The organism is Stutzerimonas stutzeri, from assembly GCF_024448985.1.
In the GTDB taxonomy this organism is placed as follows: Bacteria; Pseudomonadota; Gammaproteobacteria; order Pseudomonadales; family Pseudomonadaceae; genus Stutzerimonas; species Stutzerimonas stutzeri_AP.
The window spans coordinates 339,573-357,380 of sequence record NZ_JAMOII010000002.1 but is presented as its reverse complement, the minus strand read 5'-3'; the positions used below and the strand labels follow the sequence as shown (position 1 = coordinate 357,380).

Here is a 17,808-nt window from a genome sequence, read left to right as displayed (position 1 = left end):
AAAGCGGCATGGTAGCTGAAAAGCTGGAACAGGTTGCCGATCCGGGCTGCTTGGCTTCAAGCTTATGGCTTCAAGCTTTTAGCTGAGCAAACCTATGTGCCTGATCGTATTCGCCTGGCGCCCGACCCATGCGCTACCGCTGATCGTCGCGGCCAACCGTGACGAGTTTCATGCGCGCCCAAGCCAGCCGCTGGGCTATTGGGACGACGCGCCGCACATCGTCGCGGGGCGCGATCTGCAGGCCGGCGGTACCTGGATGGGCGTAGGGCCTGCTGGTCGTTTCGCCGCGCTGACGAATATTCGGGCGCCTGGCTCACCTCTCGGAACGCGCTCACGGGGCGAGTTGCCGGAGCGCTTTTTACGCGGTCAGCTATCGCCGAAGGCTTACCTGGTCGAACTGGCCGGCAGCCTGCAGCACTATTCCGGATTCAATCTGCTCGCAGGCGACGCACATGAGCTCTGGTATCTCAATTCGAACACCGGGATACCGGAACAGCTGTCCGCTGGCGTCTACGGCTTATCCAACGCGGCGCTGAACACACCCTGGCCGAAACTGGTGCGCGCCCGCTCGGCACTGCACGAATGCCTGAGCGCACCGGAAGCGGAAGATCTGCTACGGCTATTGAGCGACTCGCAGCTCGCCACAGACGCCGAGCTGCCCAGCACCGGCGTGCCGTACGAATGGGAAAAAAGGCTGTCCAGCGTGTTCATCACCAGCGCCGATTATGGAACCCTCGCCAGCACCGCACTGATTCGCCGCGCCGATGGCTCGGCGGACATCATCGAACGCCGCTTCGGCCCGTCCGGTGCGTTGGGCGAGAGCCGAATCAGTCTCCCGCCGTTGCTGGGCTAGGGTCTGAAGTTCCCTCAAGAGTGGCGAATGAATTTCGTACAAGGCAAGGCAAGGCGCGGTAATGCAGCCGGTGGTAAAGGCGTCGGTAGGTTGAACAGCCAACCCTGATTCAGGACCTAGATCGCCGCCGACGGGTTGACCATGCGATCCAGGCCAAGGTTACGCAGGGTCAGCTGCACCGTGGCGCGAATCACCTGCGGGCTGTCCATCACCATCACCTTGGCCAGCAGCTCGCGGGCCATGGATGAGCTGATCTGGCGCAGCATCCACTTCACTTTCGGCAGGTTGGTGGCGTTCATCGAAAGGCTGTCGAAACCCATCGCCAGCAGCAGCATGGCCGCACCGGGGTCGCCGGCCATCTCGCCGCAGATGCTTACCGGCTTGCCCTCGTCGTGGGCCTCGCGAACGATGCGCTGCAAAGCCTCCAAAACCGCCGGATGCAGATAATCGTAGAGATCGGCGACGCGCGGATTGTTGCGGTCGACTGCCAGCAAATACTGCGTCAGGTCGTTCGAGCCCACCGAAAGGAAATCCACCTGACGCGCCAGCTCGCGCGTCAGATAGACCGCCGCCGGCACTTCGATCATCACGCCGATCGGCGGCATCTCGACGTCCGTACCTTCATCGCGCACCTCGCCCCAGGCACGGTGAATCAGGTGCATGGCCTCTTCCAGCTCGTGAGTGCCGGAGATCATCGGCAGCAGGATGCGAAGGTTGTTCAGCCCGGCGCTGGCCTTGAGCATCGCCCGGGTCTGCAGCAGGAAGATCTCGGGGTGATCCAGCGTGACGCGGATGCCGCGCCAGCCGAGGAAGGGGTTCTCTTCTTTGATCGGGAAATACGGCAAGCTTTTGTCGCCACCGATATCCAGGGTGCGCATGGTCACCGGCAGCGGGTGGAAGGCTTCAAGCTGCTCGCGATAGATCGCCATCTGCTCCTTCTCGCTAGGGAAGCGCTCCTTGATCATGAAGGGCACTTCGGTGCGATACAGGCCGACGCCTTCGGCGCCGCGCTCCTGCGCTCGCACCACGTCGGCCAGCAGACCGGTGTTGACCCACAGCGGGATGCGTACGCCGTCGGTGGTTTCGCAGGGCAGCTCGCGCAGGATGTCCAAGCCTTCGGAAAGCTGGCGTTCCTGCTCGGCAAGGACCAGATATTGCTCGCGTAACACCTTCGCCGGGTTGGTGATGATTTCGCCGCGCGTGCCGTCGATGATCAACTCGATGCCATCGACCTTCGAGTACGGCAGGTCCACCGCACCCATCACCGTCGGAATGCCCATGGCACGGGCCAGAATGGCGACATGGGAGTTACTTGAGCCCAGCACCGACACCATGCCCGCCAGCTTGCCTTCCGGCACTTCGCCTAGCATGGCCGGAGACAGCTCCTCGCTGACTAGTATCGTCTTGTCGGGGTAGGTCAGGGTCTGCTGGCGTGCCTGCTGCAGGTAGCTGAGCAGACGCCGGCCGATATCTTTGACATCCGATGCACGCTCGCGCAAATAGGCGTCGTCCATCATCTCGAAACGTGCGACGTGATCGCCGACCACCTGGCGCAAGGCCCCCTGGGCCCATTGGCCGGTGCGAATGACCTTGGTCACCTCGCCGCCCAGGGCGGAATCGTCGAGCATCATCAAGTAAACGTCGAACAGCGCGCGCTCTTCCTTGCGCATCTGTGTGGCGAGCTTCTCAGACAGCGCGCGCATATCGGTCCGCACCGCTTCGAGCGCGGTTTCGAACAGCTCGAGTTCGGCCGGAATGTTATCGATCGTCTTGTCCGGCACCACGTCCAGATCGGCCGGTGGCAGGACCACCACCGCGGTCCCCACGGCCGCGCCCGGCGCACCTGGGATGCCGATGAAGCGGGTTTCCTGAATGCCCTTGCCCTGCCGACCGAGGCCGCGGATCGAACCGGTCGCCTCGGCGTGAGCAATGACGCCGGCGAGCTGCGCACTCATGGTGACGAGGAAGGCTTCCTCACCCTCATCGAACAGGCGCCGCTCCTTCTGCTGGATGACCAGTACGCCCATCACCCGCCGATGGTGGATGATCGGTGCACCGAGGAACGAGGCGTAGCGCTCTTCTCCGGTCTCGGCGAAATAGCGGTAGCGGGGATGTTCGGAGGCGTGCTCGAGATTGAGCGGTTCCTCACGGGTACCGACCAGACCGACCAGACCCTCGTTCGGGGCCATGCTGACCTTGCCGATGGCTTTCTTGTTCAGACCCTCGGTGGCCATCAGGACGAAACGGCCCGATTCGGGGTCGAGCAGATAGACCGAGCAGACCTGGCTGCCCATGGCCTCACGAACTCTCAGCACGATAATGCCCAATGCCGCCTTGAGGTCCTTGGCGGCATTCACTTCCTGGACGATCTTGCGCAGCGTGCCGAGCATGCTCAGGGGCTTTCTCCCGTCAATCCCGCGCCAGGAGGCGCGGGGCGAGTTCTTTTAAGGCGCGACGGTAAACCTCGCGCTTGAAGGTGACGACCTGGCCCAGTGGATACCAGTAGCTGACCCAGCGCCAGCCATCGAATTCGGGTTTGCCGGTCAGGTCCATGCGCACCCGGTCCTCGGCACCGGTCAGACGCAGCAGAAACCACTTCTGCTTCTGTCCTATGCACAGCGGCTGGCTATGAGTACGCACCAAGCGTTGCGGCAGACGATAACGCAGCCAGCCCCGCGTGCAGGCGAGGATCTTCACATCCTGCTGTTCCAGCCCGACTTCTTCGTTGAGTTCGCGGTAGAGCGCCTCTTCCGGCGTCTCGCGCGGATTGATACCGCCCTGCGGGAATTGCCAGGCGTCCTGATTAATCCGTCGGGCCCACAATACCTGCCCGTCATCATTGGTCAGGATGATGCCGACATTGGGGCGAAAACCATCGGAGTCGATCACGGCATACAACCTCGCAAACGCATGTCGCGGCATTGTTCCACAAAAAGACGATAAGCAGAAAGCGCGCTGAGCATGCCGATCATCAACCGCCTCCGGGGCCCGTTCGACGCCTTGCGGGTGCCATGCGCCGGGCAATCCCGCTATGCTTCGCGTCCCTTCATCGCTCTGAGGAACGCAGCGTGCGCCTGGCCCTATTCGATCTCGACAACACCCTGCTGGCCGGTGACAGCGACCACGCCTGGGGCGAATTCCTTTGCCAGCGCAACCTGGTCGACGCTACCGATTACCGGGCCCGCAACGACGCTTTCTATCAGGACTACCTGGCCGGCGAGCTGGACGTGCTGGCGTATCAGAACTTCTGCCAGGAACTGCTGGGGCGCAGCGAGATGGCGCAGTTGGCGCAGTGGCATGACGAATTCATGCGCGACCATATCGAACCCATCGTGCTGGCCAAGGGCGAGGCCCTGGTGCGCCAGCATCACGAAGCTGGCGATCGGGTGGTGATCATTACCGCCACCAACCGCTTCATCACCGGGCCGATCGCCAAGCGGCTGGGCGTCGATACGTTACTGGCCACCGAATGCGAGATGGCCGACGGTCGCTATACCGGGCGCCTCACCGATGTGCCCTGCTTCCAGGAGGGTAAGGTCACTCGGATCGAACGCTGGCTTGAGGAAAACGACCAGAGCCTGGATGACGCCTACTTCTATAGCGATTCGCGCAACGACCTTCCGCTGCTCGAGCGGGTCAGCCATCCGGTTGCGGTCGATCCCGATCCGATCCTGCGTGAGATCGCGCAGCAGCGCGGCTGGGACATCATCAGCCTGCGCTAGATCTTTCAGCTCGCTGCGCCCTCGAAGGAACTGTCCTTGGAGTAGCCTGTAGGGCCGAACTTGTTCGGCCTGGCACGACTCCGCGGACGAGTAAATTCGGCCCTACGGACTTCAAGGGGCGCCTTTACCCACCATCAGGTAAAAGATCACCACGAACGAGATGAACGCCGGCCAGCCGAGGGCGAACCACCAGCGCATGTAACGGAACGCCTCGGCAGGCAGAGGGGTGCCGTCGCGCAGCGCCTGCTCGGCCAGCTTGTGCACGCGAATCTGCAACCACACCACCGGCAGCCAGCAGGCGCCGGCCAGTACGTAGAGCGCGATGCTCCACATCAACCAGGGCTGGGTCAGGTCGAAACCGGCCAGGTGCACCAGCGCCAGACCGCTGAGCGGTTGGATGACTGCCGTGGTCGCGGTGAACGCCCAGTCGGCGAACACCAAGTGGCGAAAGGTCACGGCGATCACTTCGACCTTGCCGCTACGCCAGGCGCGCCAGCTGTAGTACGCCGATCCCAGCCCGGTGCCGAACAGTACCGTCGAGGACAGGATGTGCAGCGTCTTCAGCAACAGATACAGGCTCATCGTCGTTTCTCCGGTACTGGCTCGGTCCACAGCAGCCACAAGGTAGCGACCAGCAGCACGATATTCTTGGCCACCGCGCCGAAAGGATCGAACCAGTAATGTGGCAGCCATAGGCTGATTATCAGCATGTAGCCGAGCATCAATGCCAGCTGCGCACGCAGGGCGTGACGGCGCCAGCGCCGCAGCAGCAGGCCAACCCCGAGCGCGGCATCGGCCAGAGCACCGGCGATCACCGCGGCGGCGGCCTGCCAGCTCCGCACGCCGATCTCGGCCATGATACGCAGCCCCCAGTCGTAGCCCGGGCCGAGGCAAACCAGCGCGGTGCCCAGCCAGATCAGCACCAACATCGCGAGCAGCAACGGACGCAACGTCAAGGCCACGCTCTGTTCGCGCCGCGGCCAGCCGATCAGCCGGCTCGCCAGAGGCGCCGCAGCGCAGCCACAGATAGTTTTCATTGCGTCCGGCGAAGCGAGATTGTCGCGTTGGGCCAGTGTCAGCGTCTGGCAATTGAGCGCACGCCAACCCAGCCGATCACCGAGCCGTGAGCCCAAGCCGCTAACCACTGCTGGCACCTGGACATAGCGCGCTGGATGCCAGCCCTGGGCCGCACGCAGCCGATCGATCAACTGCGGCAGGGTCATCGTTTCAGGACCCACCAGCGGTACGATGCATGCCCGTTTAGGCCACTGGCGCAGCAATCCAAGTATTGCTGCGACAAGATCATCTACATGCAGCGGCTGCGCCCGCGCCTGGGTATCGAGCAACGGAATCAGCGGCCAGGGCGAAAGACGACTCAGCCAGCCGCTGCTCGCCCCGCCCTCGCCAAGCACCAGCGAAGGCCGTAGCACCACGGCGGGCGCTTGCAATGAGAGAAGGTAGTCGTCGGCAGCGGCCTTGCTGGCTAGAAAGGGCACATCCGGCTGCTCTCCCGCACCCAGCGCGGACAGCTGAAGAATGCGCGCGCCGTTACGCGCCGCAAGATCGAACAGCACACGTACGCCACGATCCTGCACTTCGCTAAGGTGATGCGCGTCAGCGCTGAGCACGCCGCTGGCATTGATGAGTAGATCGATGCCGTCCGGCCAGTTGAAATGCTCAGGCTGGTTGGACAGTTTGACGAGTTCCAGCGGCAGCCAGCGCACGCCGGGGAGTTCGGCGCCGTGCCCCGATCGCGAAGTCGCGAACAGCTGATGGCCTTCGGCATGCAACGCCCGCAGCAAATGCCGGCCAATGAAGCCGCCGGCACCCACCAGCAGGATGCGCATCAGACCGGCTTGGCCCCCATCAGGCCCATGATGACGATCAGAATCAGCAGGATCAGGCCGGCATACACCAGCGCAAAACGTGGAAGGGACGCAGGCGCCGGCGTATCACCCAGCCCCTGCCAGGCCCGCAGACGGCCGCCGAGCAACAACCCGAGCGGCACGAGCAGCAGAAACAGCACCGAGCTGGCGAGCAACCACAGCTGACCAAGCGGAAAGCCCGCCAGATGCGCCAGCCACCAGCCGGTCACCGGCAACGACAATGCCATTACCGCAAGCAGCGGCAGCGACATCAGGCGCGTTCTTCGCAGCTTCTGCTGCAGCACGGCCGAGTCGGCACGCCGCCAGGCCTTCCACAGCATCGCGATGTGGGCAACCAGACCGAGCGTCAGGATGATCGCCAGCGCGGCGTGGACGATGTTCAGCAGTTGATAGTGTTCCATCAATCCTCGCGGTACGGCTGGTTAGCCGAGAAATAGTTGATAGGCAGGGTTATCTGTTTCGTCCCAATAGCGGTAGCCGATCTTGTCCAGCGCGGCCGGTAGCAGGTGGCGCTCTTCGGCTGGCACTTGCAGGCCAGCGACCACTCGACCATCAGCTGCGCCGTGGTTGCGGTAATGGAACATGGAGATGTTCCAGCGGCCGCCCAGGTTGTTGAGAAAGTTGAACAGTGCACCCGGCCGCTCCGGGAATTCGAAGCGGAACACCACCTCGTCGCTGACGCCGGACGCATGCCCACCCACCATGTGACGCGTGTGCAACTTGGCCAGTTCATTGTCGGTGAGATCCAGCACCGGAAAGCCTTTGGCACGCAGCCCTTCGACCAGCGCCGCGCGGGGATCGTGTTCCGGATGCGTCTGCACGCCAACGAAAATGTGCGCCTCGCGATCCTGGTGATAGCGGTAATTGAATTCGGTGATCTGACGCTTACCCAGGGCCTCGCAGAAAGCCTTGAAACTGCCCGGCTGCTCGGGGATGGTCACGGCGATGATAGCCTCGCGCTTTTCGCCCAGCTCGGCGCGTTCGGCGACGTGCCGCAAGCGATCGAAGTTGACATTGGCACCCGAATCGATACCCACCAGCACCTGCTTGGTCACGCCGTCGCGCTCGACGTACTTCTTGATCCCGGCCACCGCGAGGGCGCCCGCCGGCTCGGTGATCGAGCGGGTGTCATCATAAATGTCCTTGATCGCCGCGCAGATCTCATCGGTGCTGACGGTGATCACTTCGTCGACATAGTCTTTGCAGAGTTCGAAGCAGTGTTCGCCGATCTGGGCCACCGCGACACCATCGGCGAATAGCCCCACCTGCGACAGCACCACGCGCTCGCCCGCCGCCATTGCCTGTTGCAGGCAGTTGGAATCGTCCGGCTCGACACCGATGACCTTGGTTTCTGGATGCAGATATTTGATGTAGGCCGCAACGCCGGCTATCAGGCCGCCACCGCCGACCGGCACGAACACCGCATCCAGCGGCCCCTGATGCTGGCGGAGGATTTCCATCGCCACGGTGCCCTGCCCTGCGATCACATGCGGATCGTCATAGGGGTGGATATAGACGTAGCCCTTCTCTTCAACCAGCTTCAGCGAATGCGCCAGCGCCTCGGGAAAGGCATCGCCGTGCAACACCACCTTGCCGCCGCGTGCACGCACACCTTGTACTTTGAGCTCCGGCGTTGTGCGTGGCATGACGATAGTCGCCTTGATACCCAGCTCACGCGCAGCCAACGCCAGCCCTTGGGCATGGTTGCCAGCAGAGGCGGTGACCACGCCGCGCGCCAACTCCTCGGGCGACAGCTGCGCCAGCTTGTTATAGGCGCCACGAATCTTGAAGGAGAACACCGGCTGCAGATCTTCGCGCTTGAGCAGAATCTGGTTGCCGAGCCGCTCGGAAAGCTGGCGGGCGGGTTGCAACGGGGTTTCCACGGCGACGTCGTAGACGCGCGAGGTGAGGATCTTCTTGACGTATTGTTCGAGCATCGTGGCTATCTTGGCGGGCATTGCGGGGCCAACGAGTCTACTCTGCGAAAAACCCGCCGACCACCGGCAATCGGCGCGCAAATCACCGTTACAGTCTCGCCGGACAAGACCCACCGGTGAGGCCCCGTTATAATTTCGCACCTTCGATTCCACTTCGCCCGGACCCATACGCCATGACTCAGGATCAACTCAAGCAGGCCGTCGCCCAGGCCGCCGTCGACCTCATCGTCCCGCAGCTCACCGACCGCAGCATCGTCGGCATCGGCACCGGTTCCACTGCCAACTTTTTCATCGACCTGTTGGCCAAGCACAAGGGATTCTTTGATGGTGCCGTGGCCAGTTCCGATGCAACGGCCGAGCGTCTGAAGGGACATGGAATCCCGGTCTACGACCTGAACTCCGTGTCCGAACTCGAGTTTTACATCGACGGCGCCGATGAAACCAACAGCCATCTCGAGCTGATCAAAGGCGGCGGTGCAGCCCTGACCCGCGAGAAAATCGTCGCAGCGGTGGCCAGAACCTTCATCTGCATCGCCGATGGCAGCAAGTTGGTCGAGCGCCTCGGCGAGTTCCCGCTGCCGGTCGAGGTCATCCCCATGGCACGCAGCCACGTGGCCCGCGAGCTGGTCAATCTAGGCGGCGACCCTGTCTACCGCGACGGCGTAGTGACCGACAACGGTAACGTCATTCTCGACGTGCACAACTTGATGATCGGCTTCGCGCCGGATGTCGAAGCGCAGATCAACAACATCGTCGGTGTGGTTACCAATGGGCTGTTCGCCGCACGCCCCGCCGATATTCTATTGCTCGGCACGAAGGACGGCGTGCAGACACTCAAGCGTTAAGCCCCTTCGATCTGCCGGCCAGTTGAGCCGGCTAGTCTTTGCGAAACAGGTAGAACAGGTTTGGCTCACTGACCACATAGAGCGTGCCGTCGGGCCCCATGGCGAGGCCTTCTGCCTGTGGGGCATCCTCTGCCAGCCCATCAGTGCCCGCACTTAGCGACAGGCTGCTGATGGGCTTACCTCGAACATCCAGCTCAACCACCAGACGCGACTCATCCGAAAGCGCCAGCAGGTGCCCACTCCGCTCGTCGTAATGCAGGCTGGACAAGTCCCTCACGAACAGGTCGGCGTCACGCTCCCGGTCTTCACTGATGTGCACCACGATTGGCTGAGCATCATCGCCGAAAGGGAATCCTGTAATTTCATAGATTCGCACCGGGTCACGCTCCTTGGCCACGAACAGTCGCTTGCCCGCCTGGTCATAGGCCAACCCTTCGAAGCCCTTATTACCGTTCTGCTCGATGCCCACCGAGAGCTGTTGCATGTCTGCTGCGTTGATCGACTGAGTGTGTTCGTCAACCTCGACCCTCAGCAACCGCTGCAGGCGCTCATCGCCGATCACGTACACGCCACGCGATATGTATTCGATTGCCTCCGGATCGCCGAAACCGTTCAACGGAATCGACCGCAGCAGCGTGCCTTCCAGGCTGAGCTCAATCAGCTGCGGGTTTCCGTTGGTCACGGCAATCAGGCTCTGGCGGTCAGGGTCGTAGGTCAGCGCGGAAAGGTCATCCTCAATGCCGTGCACGGGCTTGGCTTGTATCACGGCACGATAGTCCGGCAGCCATAGCGAAGCGGCCGGACGCTCACCCGCCTGCTGCCACTGCGAGAGATGAAACCAGGCGCGTTCAAATAGTTGGTAATGCAGGCCTGCCGCGATCGTCAGCAGCAGGGCCACGCCGAAAAACCCGGCTAGAAGTAACTTGAAAGCTCGACGCATATTGCCGCTCTGCAAAATGAAAGGGCCGCCAGTGTGCGCCATCAGGCTTATCCGAACCTTAACAGGCGAAACGGCCTTTGCCGCTATGACAGTGGTTGGCGCCGCTCGTCACCGCTTGCGGCTGAATATATAGAAGCGGTTGGGCTCGCCGACCACGTAGATATTGCCGCGCTCATCCATGGCCACGCCTTCGGCCTGATCAATGCCTTCTACCAGGCCGTTGAGACCACCGAGCAAACTGATGAAGCTGCGCGGTCGACTACGCAAATCGAGCTCAACGAGCAGGCGCGATTCGTCTGACAGCATCAGGGTATGGCCTGTACGCGGGTCAATGGCTACGGAGGAAATGTCGCGTACCAACAGTGGCTGACTGGGCAGTGCCTCGAGTGCACCGGCAGCGCCGTCCTCACCAGGGAATGGCAGTTCGAACAGGCCCTGCGGATCGCGCTCCTTCGCAAGCAGCATGCGTTGGGTATGCGGATTCCAGGCCAAGCCCTCGAATCCCTTGTTGCCTGCATCATCAAAACCCAAGTCGTAGTGCGCCAGATCGCCGAGGTCCAGCTCTTCAACATCTGGTTGCAGCTGGAACACCGCAACCAGCCGGCGACGCTCGTCGACGATGGCCAACCGGCCGTCACCCAGCACCTCGACTGCTTCAGGATCGGAGAAGCCAGTCAGCCGTACACGACGCAGCATCACTCCACTCGTCGTGAATTCGACCAGCTGAGGATTCTGTCCAGTGACGGTGAACAGTGTGCCGGTAGCGGGGCTCCAGCTCAGGCCCGAAGTTTCGTCCTCTTCCAGGCCGGTCAGGGTGGTTTCCAGCACCAGTTCGTAATCCGGCAGCCAGACACTCGCCGCCCGCTGTTCTGCATCGACGAACTGCTCCTGCCAATAGAGTTCCAGTTGATCGTTCCAATGCAGCAGCACGCCCGCGACCACTACCGCGGCAACGGTTAAACCCAGCAGAACATAAAGGAACAGGCGCAGGCGGGAACGGCGTGAGGATTTGGCTGGCATGAACGGACCGACACAAGAACGAGGCGCCGGATTACAGCACGAGCCAGGAAGATGACGATATGGAAATGTGGCCGGACGCTGTGCGCGCATCCGGCCGGATTGGATTAGAGCACGTGGCTCTCGAAGCGAGACAACCCGACGAGCTCGATCACTAGTTGATCGCCCTGATTCAGCGGGCCGACACCCACCGGTGTGCCGGTCAGCACCACGTCGCCCGGTTGCAGGCTGAAATGCCCGGCGATGTGTTGCAGCAGCGGCAGCACGGCGTTGAGCATCTGGTTGCTGTTGCCATCCTGACGAACCTCGCCGTTGATGGTCAGCCGGATCCCGATATCGGTAAGGTCCTGGACCGCATCGCCCGGCACGAACGGCGCCAGCACGCAGGCACCGTCGAAGCTCTTGGCGATTTCCCAGGGATGGCCCTTTTCCTTGAGCTTCGCCTGCACGTCGCGCAGGGTCAGGTCCAGCGCCGGAGCGAAGCCGGAGATAGCATCGCGGACCTCTTCCTCGTTGGGCTTGCGCGACAGCGGCTTGCCAATCAGTACGGCGATTTCCGCTTCGTAATGCACTGCGCCGCGGTCGCTCGGGATGCTGAAACCGCCGTCCAGCGGCACCGTGCAACTACCGGCCTTGATGAACAGCAGTGGCTCGGTAGGCACCGGATTGTTCAGTTCCTTGGCATGCTCGGCGTAATTGCGGCCGATGCAGACTACCTTGCCCAGCGGGTAATGGATCGGCGTGCCATCGGTGTACTGGTGCTTGTAGGTCATGGGGAGATCCTTTTTTGATCCGTAGGGCGGGTGCTACCCGCCGATGCCCTTGGCGGGTTACACCCGCCTACTTCATACCGCGAATATCTTGCCGGGGTTCATGATGCCGTTGGGGTCGAACGCCGCCTTGATCGCCTTCATATAAGCGATTTCTGCCGGCGAACGGCTGTATTCCAGGTAGTCGCGCTTGGTCATGCCGACGCCATGCTCGGCGGAAATCGAACCGTTGTACTTCTCGACCGTCTCGAACACCCACTTGTTGACCGAAGCACACTTGTCGAAAAACTCGTCCTTGGACAGCGCTTCGGGCTTGAGGATGTTCAGGTGCAGGTTGCCGTCGCCGATGTGACCGTACCAGAGCACTTCGAAATCCGGGTAGTTGCCGGTAACGATGGCATCGATGTCGGCAAGGAAGGCCGGCACTTTGGAAACGGTGACCGAGATGTCGTTCTTGTACGGCGTCCAATGGCTGATGGTCTCGGAGATGTACTCGCGCAGCTTCCATAGGTTCTGCAGCTGCTGCTCGCTCTGGCTCATCACGCCGTCGAGCACCCAGCCCTCATTGACGCAATGCTCGAAAGTCGCCAGCGCCTGCTCGGCACGCTCGTCGGTGGTGGCCTCGAACTCCAGCAGCGCATAGAAGGGCGAGCGGGTCTCGAAGGGGGCCGGGATATCGCCGCGGCCGAGAATCTTGTCCAGGCACTTGTCGGAGAAGAATTCGAAGGCGGTCAGGTCCAGCTTGTCCTGGAAGGCGTGCAGCACTGGCATGATCGAATCGAAGTCCGGCGTGCCCAGCACCATCGCAGTGAGATTGGTCGGCTGACGCTCCAGGCGCATGGTGGCCTCAACCACGAAGCCCAGCGTCCCCTCGGCGCCGATAAACAGCTGACGCAGGTCATAGCCGGTGGCGTTCTTGATCAGGTCCTTGTTCAGCTCCAGCAGGTCGCCCTTGCCGGTGACGACCTTGAGTCCGGCCACCCAGTTGCGGGTCATCCCGTAGCGAATCACCTTGATGCCGCCGGCGTTGGTGCCGATATTGCCACCGATCTGGCTGGAGCCGGCCGATGCGAAATCCACCGGGTAGTACAGGCCTTTGTCCTCAGCGAACTGCTGCAGCTGCACGGTGATCACGCCCGGCTGACAGACCACGGTGCGGTCCATCTCGTCGAACGACAGGATCTGGTTCATGTAATCGAAGGAGACCACCACTTCGCCGTTGGCCGCCACGGCCGCCGCGGACAGCCCGGTGCGCCCGCCCGAGGGCACCAGCGCCACCTTGCGCTCATTGGCCCAGCGCACGATGGCTTGCACCTGCTCGATGGACTTCGGAAAAACGATGGCCGAGGGCGCCGGGGCGAAGTGCTTGGTCCAATCCTTGCCGTAGGTATTAAGCGAATCGGCATCGATCAACACCTTGCCGGGCTCGACCAGGGTCTTCAGCTCATCGATCAGGGCAGCATCGGTCATCATGTGAACTCTCATTCGATTCATGGTCACCCTGAGTACGCTTCAGCTCAGGACATAGGGTGTTTCGAGGGGGCCGTATGCTAGCATACGAGCCCCTTTAAGACGTGCCTCGGCAGACTTCCGACACCGCCAATACCGGGTCGGCCAGCCCTCGCTGGACACTTCAGTTATCACTCGGCCTTAAGGTTTTAACGCAGATGAGCCAGACCTCTCTCGACAAGAGCAAGATCAAGTTCCTTCTTCTCGAAGGCGTGCACCAGAACGCTGTCGATACTCTCAAGGCTGCAGGCTACTCGAATATCGAGTATCTGAAGACTGCGCTGTCCGAGAGCGAACTGAAGGAAAAGATCGCCGACGTCCATTTCATCGGCATCCGCTCGCGCACCCAGCTCACCGAAGAGGTCTTCGACTGCGCCAAGAAGCTGATAGCCGTCGGCTGCTTCTGCATCGGCACCAACCAGGTCGACCTCAATGCCGCCCGCGAGCGCGGTATCGCGGTGTTCAACGCACCTTATTCCAACACCCGCTCGGTGGCCGAACTGGTACTGGCCCAGGCCATCCTGCTGCTGCGCGGCATCCCCGAGAAGAACGCCTCCTGCCATCGCGGCGGCTGGATCAAGTCGGCGGCCAACTCCTTCGAAATCCGCGGGAAGAAACTGGGCATCATCGGCTACGGATCCATCGGCACGCAGCTGTCGGTGCTTGCCGAAAGCCTGGGCATGCAGGTGTACTTCTACGACGTGGTCACCAAGCTGCCGCTGGGCAACGCCACTCAGATCGGTTCGCTGTACGAACTGCTAGGCATGTCCGACATCGTTTCGCTGCACGTCCCCGAGCTGCCATCCACTCAATGGATGATTGGCGAAAAGGAAATCCGTGCCATGAAGAAGGGCGGCATCCTGATCAACGCCGCGCGCGGCACCGTGGTCGAGCTGGATCACCTGGCCGCGGCGATCAAGGACGAGCATCTGATCGGCGCTGCGATCGACGTGTTTCCGGTCGAACCCAAGTCCAACGACGAAGAGTTCGAAAGCCCACTGCGTGGCCTGGATCGCGTGATCCTCACGCCGCACATCGGTGGTTCCACTGCCGAAGCCCAGGCGAATATCGGCCTAGAAGTGGCGGAGAAGCTGGTCAAGTACAGCGACAACGGTACATCCGTATCTTCGGTCAACTTCCCTGAGGTGGCGCTGCCGTCGCACCCGGGCAAGCATCGCCTGCTGCACATCCACCGGAACATCCCGGGCGTGATGAGCGAAATCAACAAGGTCTTCGCCGACAACGGCATCAACATCTGCGGCCAGTTCCTGCAGACCAACGAGAAGGTCGGCTACGTGGTAATCGACGTAGACAAGGAATACTCCGACCTGGCCCTGGAGAAGCTTCAGCACGTCAACGGCACCATCCGCAGCCGCGTGCTGTTCTAAGCGGGCAGCTCAGCGGGTGAATATTGAGGGAGGCTTCGGCCTCCCTTTTTCATGCGCAGCGGTCAGTTCGTCGGTGCGGAACCGGTGTCGGCTCCGCGGCGCTCGGGATCCGATTGAGGCCGCTGTTCGATCGGCTCGACCGGCTGTATTTGCGGCGGAGCGTCGAGCGTCGGCGGTCGCGGCAGGGATTCGCTTTCGTCCTGCCGCTCGATGACATCCTGCCGAGGCTCGCGATTGTCCAGCGGGTGTTCGCGGCTTTTCTCCGGCAGCGTTGGACCGGTGCCGGTCGCCGCGGCGGCGGACGCCAATACCAAGGTTGCTAGAAACAACGGAATACGCAGGTCCATGGCTCACTCCTGAAAGGGGCAGCTCGGCGCCTCGCGCGACAGCGGTTCAACGAAACATAGGCGTCAGCGCTGCTTCAAACAAAAAGCCCCAGCCGGAGGCCGGGGCTTTTTATCTGGTTGTGGTCAAATCAATTACCCGCACCGCCCGCGCCGGTACCGCCGGCCCCGCCTGTGCCCGTGCCCATGCCCGTGCCGCCTGCGCCGGTTCCAGTACCTGCGCCGCCACCGGCACCTGTGGTATCGCCGGTACCAGTGCCTGCACCGGATCCTCCATCGGTGCCCATGCCTGTACCTGTACCTGTACCTGTACCTGTACCTGTACCTGTACCTGTACCTGTGGTCATTCCAGGACGAGTGTCATCGGTCATTGTTCCATTCATCGAATCATTCATGCCTTCGCCGCTGGTGGTGCCGTCATGATCAGCATTACCTGCCGCGAAAACAGCCGTAGACATCAAACCGGCCAGGGTCAAGGCCGCTAATTTTTTCGTTTGCATGTGCACTCTCCTTTTTTGAGGCGTTACCTCTATTCGGGCACCCACTAGGCACAGGGGTTGCGTCGGGCGCATTACAAATTCTTTCCAACGGCGCAAAGGCGCGAGCTAGTGCTTTCGCTGCCGGCAACCGTTCGTCGGCTATGTATGGCATCACCGTCGGTCGGCGCTGCGATAAGCCCACACGAAAACGCAGCAGCGCTCCTGCTTCAGCTCAGCAGCTGTGCCAAGGAGATGCCAATACCGGCCATGCTCTCACCCGCCACCAATCCGGCTGCCGCGACGATGACAAACCGCTCGGCCAGAGACCCCCAGCGCGCCGCGAACAACCAGGCCAGCACCGCGCCAAGCGACATCATCAGCGAAATCGAGGCCGGGATGATGAACGCAAGACCCAGCGCCGCAGAACTCGGCAGCCAACGCAGACGCCTGACCGACAGCGTTCCTTCGAGCGCGCCCAGCAGCACCCCGGCAAGGGCACCGACGAGAATCGCCCAACGGATATCGCTGCCGATCGAACCCAACCCCGCCGTCAGCGCTTCGGCTACCGCCTTCCAGGTGGCAACGGCCGGAGCGGGCCATTCCGCGGTGATCAGCATCGTCTGTGGATCGGGGATCAGCACCTGGTAGGCCAATACCCCTACCAGGCTGCCTACCGATATTCCCAGGCATTGCGCGATCGCCTGTCGCGACGGCGCCGCACCGATGGCGTGACCCACCTTGAAGTCGTTGAGCAGGTCCGTGCATTGCCCCGCCGCGCCGCCGGCGGTGTTAGCGCTCATCAGATTGATCGCCACCTGGCCGGGCGCAATCACACCGAAGCTCAGCTGCGACAGCTGACCGATGGCGCCGATCGGCGGGATACCCGTCGCACCGACCACCCGCGCCGCCACCATTGCCAGCAGCAACGCCAAGGGAATCGACAATGCAGCCATCAGCACATGGATGCCAAACAGCGATACCTGCAGGACCATCACCAGCCCCGCCGCGACGACCAGTCCGAGCAGCGGCAACGCAGCCGGTCGACGTAGCCGCAGACGGCGCTCCGAGTCCCGGCGCGCACGCAGCAGGCGCAGCCCGAGCGAGGTCAGCGTGGCGCAGACCATCAGGCTGACCCCCGGCCACAACAGCCACTCGATCAGCAACGCGAACTGCGGCCCGCTGGCATCCGCAGGCATCGCCACCAGGCCTTCCGCGGCCAACCACGGCGCGAGCATTCCCCAGGCGATCACCGCGCCGAGCAGCAGCGACAAGCCGACGCGTAGCCCTATGATCCCACCGAACCCCACCAGCAGCAGCGATGGTTCCAGGCTGAAGGTCAGGCGCTCCAACTGCGCACTCGGCGCCCAGCGCGGCAATGCCCAAAACAGGCTGTCCAATAGCTTGACCGTGGCCGCCAGCAGCGCGGCCGACCCCAAAACCAGCAGACGCCGCACCGCTTCGGCTCCATGGCTGTAGATCTGCTGCATGGTCGCCAGCGTCGCCATGCCTTCGGGAAAGCGCAGCTGTGACTCGACGATCAGCGACGGCCGCAGATACCAGGCGACCCAGATGCCGAGAAAGCTGACCGAGAACACCCAGGCCATCAGTGGCACGGTTTCGAACTGCTGGCCGGTGATAAGGGTGTAAGCCGGTATCGGCGCCACCAGGCCACTGGAGATGATCGAGGCCGCGGACGACGCGGTGGTCTGGTTGATATTGCTCTCGTGCAACGTCCAGGCGGGCCGACCCAGCATCTTCGTCAGGCTCTGCCAGAAGGCGAAGCCAACCAACAACGCGATGATCGACATGTTGAACGACCAGCCGATCTTCAATCCCGAATAGATATTCGAAGGCGTCAGCACGGCGCCCAGCAGCAAGCCGGTTAGCAAAGCGCGGAGCGTGAGCTCACGAGTGGGTCCGCTCATGCCGACTCCATCCTATGGGTGATTGACTCACTTTAGTCAATTCAACCCACTGGCCGTTTCGTCAACCGTCTGTCGGGTTGTCGTCATTCATATGCAGATGCCAGCCTAATCCCCACCTGAACGCTGAACTTCGGCATTTCTGTCCGGTCGTTTAGTAACTTTTCATCAGCAGCATAACGGCCCATACCAAGGA

General features: G+C 62.1%; 17 protein-coding genes. 4 read left to right on the top strand and 13 right to left on the bottom strand.

Features of this window, described 5'->3' with window-relative positions; all coding sequences use genetic code 11:
* The first annotated feature begins 94 nt into the window (after positions 1–94).
* A complete protein-coding gene (locus NA647_RS04460; protein WP_256056592.1) occupies positions 95–853 on the top strand; it encodes an NRDE family protein in 759 nt (252 codons plus the stop codon).
* A gap of 116 nt (positions 854–969) precedes the next feature.
* On the opposite strand, the gene ptsP is transcribed toward NA647_RS04460, so the two are convergent.
* Both ptsP and NA647_RS04450 read right to left on the bottom strand, forming a co-directional pair.
* The gene (ptsP, locus tag NA647_RS04455) at positions 970–3,243 is read right to left on the bottom strand and encodes a phosphoenolpyruvate--protein phosphotransferase (RefSeq protein WP_256056591.1); all 2,274 of its coding nucleotides are present in this window, start codon (positions 3,241–3,243) and stop codon (positions 970–972) included.
* Positions 3,244–3,262: 19 nt separating this feature from the next.
* Positions 3,263–3,742: an RNA pyrophosphohydrolase gene (locus tag NA647_RS04450; RefSeq protein ID WP_256047665.1), complete on the bottom strand. Its 480-nt coding sequence runs from the start codon at positions 3,740–3,742 to the stop codon at positions 3,263–3,265.
* A 179-nt stretch (positions 3,743–3,921) separates the two neighbouring features.
* Between NA647_RS04450 and NA647_RS04445 the strand changes: the two genes are divergently transcribed.
* Positions 3,922–4,575 (top strand): HAD family hydrolase, encoded by a 654-nt coding sequence (locus NA647_RS04445; RefSeq protein WP_256047664.1) that lies wholly within the window; start codon positions 3,922–3,924, stop codon positions 4,573–4,575.
* 111 nt (positions 4,576–4,686) lie between these two features.
* On the opposite strand, the gene NA647_RS04440 is transcribed toward NA647_RS04445, so the two are convergent.
* From NA647_RS04440 to ilvA, 4 genes are read right to left on the bottom strand one after another with little or no spacing between them, the layout of a single operon-like run.
* Entirely contained in the window at positions 4,687–5,157 is a 471-nt protein-coding gene (locus NA647_RS04440; protein ID WP_256056590.1) for a DUF2269 family protein, read from the bottom strand.
* On the bottom strand, positions 5,154–6,422 hold the full coding sequence (locus NA647_RS04435) for an SDR family oxidoreductase (RefSeq protein WP_256056589.1): 1,269 nt from the start codon (positions 6,420–6,422) through the stop codon (positions 5,154–5,156). Before NA647_RS04435 ends, NA647_RS04440 begins: the two co-directional genes overlap by 4 nt.
* Positions 6,422–6,862 carry a DUF2269 family protein gene (locus NA647_RS04430; RefSeq protein ID WP_256056588.1) on the bottom strand — a complete coding sequence of 147 codons (441 nt, stop codon included), beginning with the start codon at positions 6,860–6,862 and terminating at the stop codon, positions 6,422–6,424. The genes NA647_RS04435 and NA647_RS04430 overlap by 1 nt, the downstream gene beginning before the upstream one ends.
* 21 nt (positions 6,863–6,883) lie before the next feature.
* Positions 6,884–8,419, bottom strand: a complete 1,536-nt coding sequence (gene ilvA, locus NA647_RS04425) for a threonine ammonia-lyase, biosynthetic (RefSeq protein ID WP_256056587.1) — start codon at positions 8,417–8,419, stop codon at positions 6,884–6,886.
* 152 nt (positions 8,420–8,571) lie between these two features.
* Between ilvA and rpiA the strand changes: the two genes are divergently transcribed.
* Positions 8,572–9,243 (top strand): ribose-5-phosphate isomerase RpiA, encoded by a 672-nt coding sequence (gene rpiA, locus NA647_RS04420; RefSeq protein WP_256056586.1) that lies wholly within the window; start codon positions 8,572–8,574, stop codon positions 9,241–9,243.
* 31 nt (positions 9,244–9,274) lie between these two features.
* On the opposite strand, the gene NA647_RS04415 is transcribed toward rpiA, so the two are convergent.
* The 4 genes from NA647_RS04415 to NA647_RS04400 form a co-directional block, all read right to left on the bottom strand.
* Positions 9,275–10,183 (bottom strand): SdiA-regulated domain-containing protein, encoded by a 909-nt coding sequence (locus NA647_RS04415; RefSeq protein ID WP_256056585.1) that lies wholly within the window; start codon positions 10,181–10,183, stop codon positions 9,275–9,277.
* Between the two features lie 108 nt (positions 10,184–10,291).
* Positions 10,292–11,203, bottom strand: coding sequence for an SdiA-regulated domain-containing protein (locus tag NA647_RS04410; RefSeq protein ID WP_256056584.1), 912 nt, complete (start codon positions 11,201–11,203; stop codon positions 10,292–10,294).
* A gap of 104 nt (positions 11,204–11,307) precedes the next feature.
* Entirely contained in the window at positions 11,308–11,973 is a 666-nt protein-coding gene (locus tag NA647_RS04405) for a fumarylacetoacetate hydrolase family protein (RefSeq protein WP_256056583.1), read from the bottom strand.
* Between the two features lie 72 nt (positions 11,974–12,045).
* A complete protein-coding gene (locus NA647_RS04400; RefSeq protein ID WP_256056779.1) occupies positions 12,046–13,440 on the bottom strand; it encodes an FAD-binding oxidoreductase in 1,395 nt (464 codons plus the stop codon).
* Positions 13,441–13,637: 197 nt separating this feature from the next.
* Here NA647_RS04400 and serA point away from each other — a divergent pair, with 197 nt between their 5' ends.
* Positions 13,638–14,867, top strand: coding sequence for a phosphoglycerate dehydrogenase (serA, locus tag NA647_RS04395; RefSeq protein ID WP_256056582.1), 1,230 nt, complete (start codon positions 13,638–13,640; stop codon positions 14,865–14,867).
* 62 nt (positions 14,868–14,929) lie between these two features.
* On the opposite strand, the gene NA647_RS04390 is transcribed toward serA, so the two are convergent.
* From NA647_RS04390 to NA647_RS04380, 3 genes are all read right to left on the bottom strand, one after another.
* Entirely contained in the window at positions 14,930–15,214 is a 285-nt protein-coding gene (locus tag NA647_RS04390; protein WP_256056581.1) for a hypothetical protein, read from the bottom strand.
* Between the two features lie 128 nt (positions 15,215–15,342).
* Positions 15,343–15,711 carry a hypothetical protein gene (locus NA647_RS04385; RefSeq protein WP_256056580.1) on the bottom strand — a complete coding sequence of 123 codons (369 nt, stop codon included), beginning with the start codon at positions 15,709–15,711 and terminating at the stop codon, positions 15,343–15,345.
* 206 nt (positions 15,712–15,917) lie between these two features.
* Complete coding sequence (locus tag NA647_RS04380) at positions 15,918–17,615, bottom strand: OPT/YSL family transporter (RefSeq protein ID WP_256056579.1); 1,698 nt, start codon at positions 17,613–17,615, stop codon at positions 15,918–15,920.
* Positions 17,616–17,808 lie beyond the last annotated feature (193 nt).

What these genes read in the sequence shown, in the direction of transcription:
- NA647_RS04430 (WP_256056588.1), bottom strand. Translation starts at nt 6,862, where the DNA reads ATGGAACACTATCAACTGCTGAACATCGTCCACGCCGCGCTGGCGATC.
- NA647_RS04410 (WP_256056584.1), bottom strand. Translation starts at nt 11,203, where the DNA reads ATGCCAGCCAAATCCTCACGCCGTTCCCGCCTGCGCCTGTTCCTTTAT.
- ptsP (WP_256056591.1), bottom strand. Translation starts at nt 3,243, where the DNA reads ATGCTCGGCACGCTGCGCAAGATCGTCCAGGAAGTGAATGCCGCCAAG.
- NA647_RS04400 (WP_256056779.1), bottom strand. Translation starts at nt 13,440, where the DNA reads ATGACCGATGCTGCCCTGATCGATGAGCTGAAGACCCTGGTCGAGCCC.
- NA647_RS04380 (WP_256056579.1), bottom strand. Translation starts at nt 17,615, where the DNA reads ATGAGCGGACCCACTCGTGAGCTCACGCTCCGCGCTTTGCTAACCGGC.
- rpiA (WP_256056586.1), top strand. Translation starts at nt 8,572, where the DNA reads ATGACTCAGGATCAACTCAAGCAGGCCGTCGCCCAGGCCGCCGTCGAC.
- NA647_RS04385 (WP_256056580.1), bottom strand. Translation starts at nt 15,711, where the DNA reads ATGCAAACGAAAAAATTAGCGGCCTTGACCCTGGCCGGTTTGATGTCT.
- NA647_RS04435 (WP_256056589.1), bottom strand. Translation starts at nt 6,422, where the DNA reads ATGCGCATCCTGCTGGTGGGTGCCGGCGGCTTCATTGGCCGGCATTTG.
- ilvA (WP_256056587.1), bottom strand. Translation starts at nt 8,419, where the DNA reads ATGCCCGCCAAGATAGCCACGATGCTCGAACAATACGTCAAGAAGATC.
- NA647_RS04390 (WP_256056581.1), bottom strand. Translation starts at nt 15,214, where the DNA reads ATGGACCTGCGTATTCCGTTGTTTCTAGCAACCTTGGTATTGGCGTCC.
- NA647_RS04415 (WP_256056585.1), bottom strand. Translation starts at nt 10,183, where the DNA reads ATGCGTCGAGCTTTCAAGTTACTTCTAGCCGGGTTTTTCGGCGTGGCC.
- NA647_RS04440 (WP_256056590.1), bottom strand. Translation starts at nt 5,157, where the DNA reads ATGAGCCTGTATCTGTTGCTGAAGACGCTGCACATCCTGTCCTCGACG.
- serA (WP_256056582.1), top strand. Translation starts at nt 13,638, where the DNA reads ATGAGCCAGACCTCTCTCGACAAGAGCAAGATCAAGTTCCTTCTTCTC.
- NA647_RS04460 (WP_256056592.1), top strand. Translation starts at nt 95, where the DNA reads ATGTGCCTGATCGTATTCGCCTGGCGCCCGACCCATGCGCTACCGCTG.
- NA647_RS04405 (WP_256056583.1), bottom strand. Translation starts at nt 11,973, where the DNA reads ATGACCTACAAGCACCAGTACACCGATGGCACGCCGATCCATTACCCG.